The organism is Comamonas sp. GCA5 (assembly GCF_036541385.1).
GTDB lineage: Bacteria > Pseudomonadota > Gammaproteobacteria > Burkholderiales > Burkholderiaceae_C > Comamonas > Comamonas aquatica.
On the sequence record NZ_JAZHFR010000044.1, the window covers coordinates 21841 to 28325 of the forward strand.

The following is a 6485-nucleotide window of genomic DNA, read 5'->3' on the forward strand; positions in this document are numbered from 1 at the left end:
ATCGTCCTGGGCATGACGATGAGCTTCTGGCAACTGGGATGGCGCACGCTGTGGCGCGATGCGCGTGCGGGCGAGTTGCGCCTGCTGTGGGTGGCGGTCACGCTGGCGGTGGCGGCGCTGACCTCGGTCGCGTTCTTCGCCAACCGGCTGGAAGCCGGCTTGCAGCGCGATGCGCGCCAGCTGCTGGGCGGCGACGTGGTGATCGCCAGCGACGACGGGCAACTGCAGCGCTTTGTCGACCAGGCCGAGGCACTGGGGTTGCGCCATGTCACGACCCTGGTCTTTCCCACCATGGGCCGGGCCACCGAGGCGCGCGGCGGCATGGCCAAGCTGGTGGCGCTGAAGGCGGTGGACCAGGGCTACCCCTTGCGGGGCCGCCTGCAGGTGACCGATGCCGCGGACGCCGCAGGCCGGGCAACCGCCGAGATTCCCGCCCCCGGCCAGGCCTGGGTGGATGCGGCCCTGCTGTCGGCGCTGGAGCTGCAGGTGGGCGACACCCTGCTGCTGGGCGATGCCAGCCTGCGCATCGCCCAGGTGATCACGGCCGAGCCCGACCGCGGCGGCGGCTTCATGAGCTTTGCACCGCGCGTCATGATCCATGCCCAGGACCTGGCGGCCACCGGCCTGGTGCAGCCCGCCAGCCGCATCACCTGGCGCCTGGCCGTGGCCGGCGAGGACGCCCAAACCGTGGCGCGCTACGCGGCCTGGGCCCAGGCCCAGATCGGCGAGGGGCGGCGGGCAGGGCTGCGCCTGGAGTCGCTGGACAGCGGCAGCCCCGAAATGCGCCGCACGCTGGAGCGGGGCGAGAAGTTCCTGAGCCTGGTGGCCCTGCTGGCGGCGCTGCTGTCGGCCGTGGCCGTGGCCCTGGCGGCACGGGCCTTTGCCCAGGGCCACCTCGATGTGGCGGCCATGCTGCGCGTGCTGGGCCTGCCCCAGCGCCGGATTGCCGCTGCGTATGCGCTGGAGTTCGCCGTGGTCGGCCTGCTGGCCAGCCTGCTGGGTGTGGCCCTGGGCTGGGGCGTGCACCACGCGTTTGTCTGGCTGCTGGCGGGCCTGGTGGCCGATGGCCTGCCGCCGCCCAACCTGTGGCCCGTAGGTTTTGGCGTGGGCATGGGCATGACCTTGCTGCTGGCCTTTGGCCTGCCGCCCGTGCTGCAACTGGCCCAGGTGCCGCCGCTGCGCGTGCTGCGCCGCGATGTGGGGGCCATCAAGCCCCTCTCGGCCGGGGTGCTGGGCGTGGGCGTGCTGGGATTTGGTGCGCTGCTGATGGTGGTCAGCCGTGACCCCAGGCTGGGCGGGATTGCCGTGGGCGGCTTTGCGGCGGCGGCTCTGCTGTTTGCTGCACTCGCCTGGGTGGCCGTCTGGCTGCTGCGGCGCCTGGTGCGCGAGAACGCCGCGCCACGCTGGCTGATCCTGGCCACGCGCCAGCTGGCGGCGCGGCCGGGCTATGCCGTGGTCCAGGTCAGCAGCCTGGCCGTGGGCCTGCTGGCCCTGGTGCTGCTGGTGCTGCTGCGCACCGACCTGGTCAGCAGCTGGCGCCAGGCCACGCCGGCGCATGCCCCCAACCGCTTTGTGATCAACATCATGCCGGACCAGGCCCAGGCCTTCCGCAGCCACCTGGAGCAGGCCGGGGTGCAGGGCTACGACTGGTTCCCCATGATCCGGGGGCGGCTGGTGGAGGTCAACGGCCAGGCCGTCCGCCCCGAGAACTACACCGACGACCGGGCCCAGCGCATGCTGGACCGGGAGTTCAACCTGTCCAACGCCCTGGCCATGCCCGACAAGAACACCGTCACCGCCGGCCAGTGGGTGGCGGGTGAGGCCAATGGCGCCAGCGTGGAGGACGGCATTGCCCAGACCCTGGGCCTGCACCTGGGCGACACCCTGGTGTTCGACATCGGTGGCGTGCGCCACAGCGCCCACCTGACCAGCCTGCGCAAGGTGGATTGGGGCAGCATGCGCGCCAACTTCTTCATCATGTTCCCCGTGGCCAGCGTGCCCGATGTGCCCACCACCTACATGGCGGCCTACCGCGCGCCGGCGCAGGCGGGCTTTGACAATGCCTTGCTGCGCCAGTTTCCCAACATCACCAACGTGGACCTGGACAGCACCATCGCCCAGGTGCAGCGTGTGCTGGACCAGGTGATCCGCGCGGTGGAGTTTTTGTTTGCCTTCACGCTGGCAGCGGGGCTGGTGGTGTTGTTTGCCGCCGTCACCGCCACGCGCGAGGAACGCGCGCGGGAGTACGCCATCATGCGGGCCCTGGGCGCGCAAAGCCGCCTGCTGCGCCAGGTGCAGCGGGCCGAGCTGGCGGGCGTGGGCCTGCTGGCGGGTTTCCTGGCCAGCTGCGTCGCCATGCTGGTGGGCTGGGCGCTGGCGCGCTGGGTGTTCGAATTCGCCTGGACGGCCGTCTGGTGGGTGCCGCTGGCTGGGGCACTGGCCGGCGCCGTGCTGGCCCTGGGGGCCGGTTGGTGGGGCCTGCGCGAAGTGCTGCAGCGCCCGGTGATGCACAGCCTGCGCGCCGCCGCAGAGTGAGGGCGCGCAAAATACATAGCGTTTGGCGCATGTGGATAGACCTTTTCATGGTGATTAACGTCTGAAAGCGTGGATGGGTAAGCACTGGCAGCTCTCATCTTTGAAGAGGTGGGTGCACCCCGCCGTGCAGCGGCCCCGCCGTTCTGGCTGACGTGCGGATGCGCTGCGCGCTGACCCGGGGGGCGGACGCCGCTTGGCAATCATGGCTGCATGACTGCACTCACACACACCCAACTCCAGACGTTTCGCCACCTCCTGCAGCAGCGTGAACAGCAGTTGCGGCAGGAGCTGGCGGCCGCGCACCAGGAACAGGAACAGCAGGCCGAGGACGCGGAGGACATGCCGCCGGAGCCCGACGCCAACCAGACCCACGAGACGGCCGACCGCGAGGTGCGCTACGCCGAAGCCGTGCGCGACCAGCAGGAGCTGCAGGACGTGCGCGCCGCCTTGCAACGGCTGGACGATGGCAGCTACGGCGAATGCGTGGTCTGTGGCAAGGCGATCGCCGTGCCCCGCCTGCAGGCCTTCCCTTCGGCCAAGCGCTGCATCCAGTGCCAGACCAAGCTGGAGGCCAAGGGCTAGCGCCGCAGCCGCTGGTGCGCCACCGTGTCGCTGCGGGCCTGTACGGGCCTGTACGGTAGCCCCGGCCCCCTGCCAGCCGGGCGCCGGCGCCGGGGCAGGGCCGAGACTTAACCCCTGGTCCCCCCCCCGGCGCGGCACAACTGGCACACTCCCAGGCATGGATGCCTGCCCTGCAGGCTGGTTTGTATTTCTGGGTCCGTGCCATGCAGATAGAAGAAAAGCCCCCGTACGACACACCGTTTGAATGGATCGGCGGGGAAGCCCCCGTGCGCCGCCTGGTGGATCGTTTCTACGACCTGATGGACCTGGAGCCCGGCTACGCCGAGCTCCGTGCCTCGCACGGCAGCACGCTGGAGGATGCGCGCCAGAAGCTGTTCTGGTTCCTGTGCGGCTGGCTGGGCGGCCCCGACCACTATGTGGAGCGCTTCGGCCACCCGCGCCTGCGCATGCGCCACATGCCGTTCGCCATCGGCATCCTGGAGCGCGACCAGTGGGTGGCGTGCATGGACCAGGCGATGCAGGAGACCGAGGTGCCCGAGGCCTTGCGCGTGCGGCTTAAGAGCAGCTTCATGCAGACGGCCGACTGGATGCGCAACAAGGGCGTGTGAGCCGGTCCCTGGCGGCCTGCGGGTGTGCCAGGGCTGTACCACGGGTCCCCGGCCACGGCCGGGTGCGGACTGGGCGCTTCACCGGCGGTGGGCTCCGCATTCGCTCACCCCGGGCGCGTGCCGGCGCACCGCCGCGGGCCGGCCGCGGTGCCACAGGCGCAATCCAGGTGCGGATCCACCGCTCCACTAAGATAGCTGGCACCAACCAACCGTGAGAGGGAGCTGCCAATGACGACACTGTGGGTCTTGCTGGCCATCGTGGCCGTGCTGGCGCTGTGGGGCATCGCGGTCTACAACCGCCTGCGCCAGTTGCGCAACCGTGTGGACAACGCCTGGTCGCAGATCGACGTCCAGCTCAAGCGGCGCTACGACCTGATTCCCAACCTGGTGGAGGTGGCGCGGGGCTACCTGCAGCACGAAGCCTCCACCCTGGAAGCCGTGGCACGCGCACGCAGCCAAGCGGTGGCGGCCAGCGATGCCGTACGCGATCGTGCACGAGACGGCCAGGCCCTGGCTGCCCTGTCGGCGGCCGAGCAGGTGCTGGGAGGCAACCTGGGGCGGCTGATGGCGGTGATGGAGGCCTATCCCGCACTCAAGGCCGACGCCCAGATGCAGCGCCTGGCCGAAGAAATCGCCAGCACCGAGAACCGCATCGGCTTCGCCCGCCAGGCCTACAACGACCAGGTCATGGAATTCAACGACCGGGCCAGCCAGTTTCCGGACCTGCTCTGGGCCCGCCTGCTGGGCTTTATGCACCTGGACATGCTGCAGTCCACGGCCAATGCGCAGGAGCGCGCCACGCCCCAGGTGCGGTTCTGAGCCCCGGCGGCCCCATGCGTTTCTGGGACTGGCAAAGCGATGCCCGGCGCACCACGCGCTGGCTGGTGCTGCTGTTCGGCCTGTGTGTGCTGGCCGCATTGGCAGCCGTGCATGGCGGCCTGGCGCTGGCCTGGCGGCTGCTGTTTGCGCACCTGTACTATCCCAAGGGTTTTGTGGCCGTGAATGTGGGGGTGACCCTGTTTCTCATCCTCGGCGGCTGGTGGCTGACGCACGAGCAGCTAAGTGCCGGGGGGCGCCAGCTGGCGCAGCGCATCGGGGCGCGCGAGGCCCGGCCGGGCAGCACCCCGGCCGAGCACCAGCTGTGCAACATCGTGCAGGAACTGTGCGTGGCCGCGCAGATGCTGCCGCCCCAGGTGGTGGTACTGGCGCGTGCCGATGCCATCAATGCCTTTGCGGCTGGCTGGGAGCCGGACGATGCCGTGATCGCCGTCACGCAGGGGGCGCTGGACTACCTGACGCGCGATGAAATGCAGGGGCTGGTGGCGCACGAACTCTCGCACCTCAAGGAGGGCGATACGCGGCTGAACATGCAGCTGGCCGGCATGGTCAGCGGGCTGGAGTTGGTCTACCACTTTGGCGAAACCCTGCGTGAGCGCGGCGGCCTGGCCTGGTGGTTTGGCAATGCGGTCATGGCCGCAGGTTTTGTGGGCTGGTGCAGCGGGCGCTTGCTGAAGGCTGCGGTTTCGCGCCAGCGCGAATTGCTGGCCGATGCCCGCGCCGTGCAATGGACGCGCAGCCGCGACGCCCTGGGCGGTGTGCTGCGCAAGGTGATGACGCAGCGCCAGGCGGCCGCGCGCCACCGTGGCGGCTGGCGGGCCGACCACCGCAGCCATAGCGGGTTGCACCATCCGCTGGTGCAGCACATGCTGCTGGCTGAGACCCCCGACAGCAGCCGGCTGGAACACTGGCTGGACGCCCATCCGCCCCTGGAGCTGCGGGTGGCCCGCATCTACGGCCGGCCGATGCGGCCCCTGCCACTCCAGGCCACGCCGGCGGTGCGCGAGGCCGATGGTTTTTGACAAGGTTGATGATGCACACGGACACCCCCACGGCTTCCTGGCAATTGTTGCGAACCATGCCGGCCCTGGCGCACTTGGACGTCGAGCGCCTGCGCTGGCTGGCCGACCGCGTGCAGTGGCGCGTGTTGGCCGCTGGCGAGCCTGTGCCTTGCCCCTTCAGTGATACGCGCATCCACCTGCTGCTGTCCGGTCATGTGCAGGTGTGCTGCGCGAATGTGCAGGGCCGGGAATTGTTGCTGGGCGAGCTGCTGCCGGGGCAAATGTTCGGCAATGCGCTGTCCTGCAAGGCCATGCCCCAGGGCGTGCGCATGGAGGCCACCCAGCCGACGCTGCTGGCGGTGATGGAGGGGCAGATCGTGCAGGAATGGCTGTACCACGACAGCGCCATGGTGCTGGGCATCCTGCAGAACGTCACCGACCTGCTGTGGCAACTGGTGGCCCGCGTGGTCGAGATGGGGACGCTGAATGTCCGCAGTCGCCTGCACATGCGCCTGCTGGCCCTGGCGCAGCGCCAGGGCGTGGAGGGCAACCAGGTGCTGCTGTCCCCCAGCCCCACCCAGGCCAGTTTGGCGGCCTACCTGGGCACCACCCGGGAAGAGGTGGCCCGCGAGATGTCGCGGCTGACGCGCCTGGGACTGCTGCAGCGCCAGGGACGCAGCATTTTCCTCAGCAATCTGGATGGCTTGCTGGCGCTGGTGGAGGCGCAATAGGCAGGGAGCGGCGCGCAGGCGCAATTACATCTGTAACGTGAGAAAACGCACAGACGCAAAACCGCCTCTATAAGAACGTGTTTACGATCTCCTGAGCAGTAGGGCCAGGAAAGCCAAGTGGACGAACTGCAGGCTGGTGTTCAAGAGCCGCTCGCAGTTCTTCCATAGCCTCCTGTTCTTGTCCAGCCACG

Annotated in this window: 6 protein-coding genes and 1 pseudogene; 6 read left to right on the top strand and 1 reads right to left on the bottom strand. The window is 69.4% G+C overall.

Annotated elements, in window-relative coordinates:
• The first annotated feature begins 12 nt into the window (after positions 1 to 12).
• The 6 genes from SJH88_RS11685 to SJH88_RS11710 all read left to right on the top strand — a co-directional run bounded on the left by SJH88_RS11685 (position 13) and on the right by SJH88_RS11710 (position 6294).
• Complete coding sequence (locus SJH88_RS11685) at positions 13 to 2535, top strand: ABC transporter permease (RefSeq protein WP_274754576.1); 2523 nt, start codon at positions 13 to 15, stop codon at positions 2533 to 2535.
• 210 nt (positions 2536 to 2745) lie between these two features.
• Positions 2746 to 3117 (top strand): TraR/DksA family transcriptional regulator, encoded by a 372-nt coding sequence (locus tag SJH88_RS11690; protein WP_043384161.1) that lies wholly within the window; start codon positions 2746 to 2748, stop codon positions 3115 to 3117.
• Between the two features lie 203 nt (positions 3118 to 3320).
• A complete protein-coding gene (locus tag SJH88_RS11695; RefSeq protein ID WP_042416821.1) occupies positions 3321 to 3725 on the top strand; it encodes a group II truncated hemoglobin in 405 nt (134 codons plus the stop codon).
• A gap of 228 nt (positions 3726 to 3953) precedes the next feature.
• On the top strand, positions 3954 to 4544 hold the full coding sequence (locus SJH88_RS11700; protein WP_274754577.1) for a LemA family protein: 591 nt from the start codon (positions 3954 to 3956) through the stop codon (positions 4542 to 4544).
• 14 nt (positions 4545 to 4558) lie between these two features.
• Complete coding sequence (locus SJH88_RS11705) at positions 4559 to 5584, top strand: M48 family metalloprotease (protein ID WP_274754578.1); 1026 nt, start codon at positions 4559 to 4561, stop codon at positions 5582 to 5584.
• Positions 5585 to 5595: 11 nt separating this feature from the next.
• A complete protein-coding gene (locus tag SJH88_RS11710; protein WP_274754579.1) occupies positions 5596 to 6294 on the top strand; it encodes a Crp/Fnr family transcriptional regulator in 699 nt (232 codons plus the stop codon).
• Positions 6295 to 6375: 81 nt separating this feature from the next.
• Here SJH88_RS11710 and SJH88_RS11715 read toward each other — a convergent pair.
• Positions 6376 to 6485 (bottom strand): annotated as a pseudogene (locus tag SJH88_RS11715) (IS5/IS1182 family transposase); the annotation flags it as partial.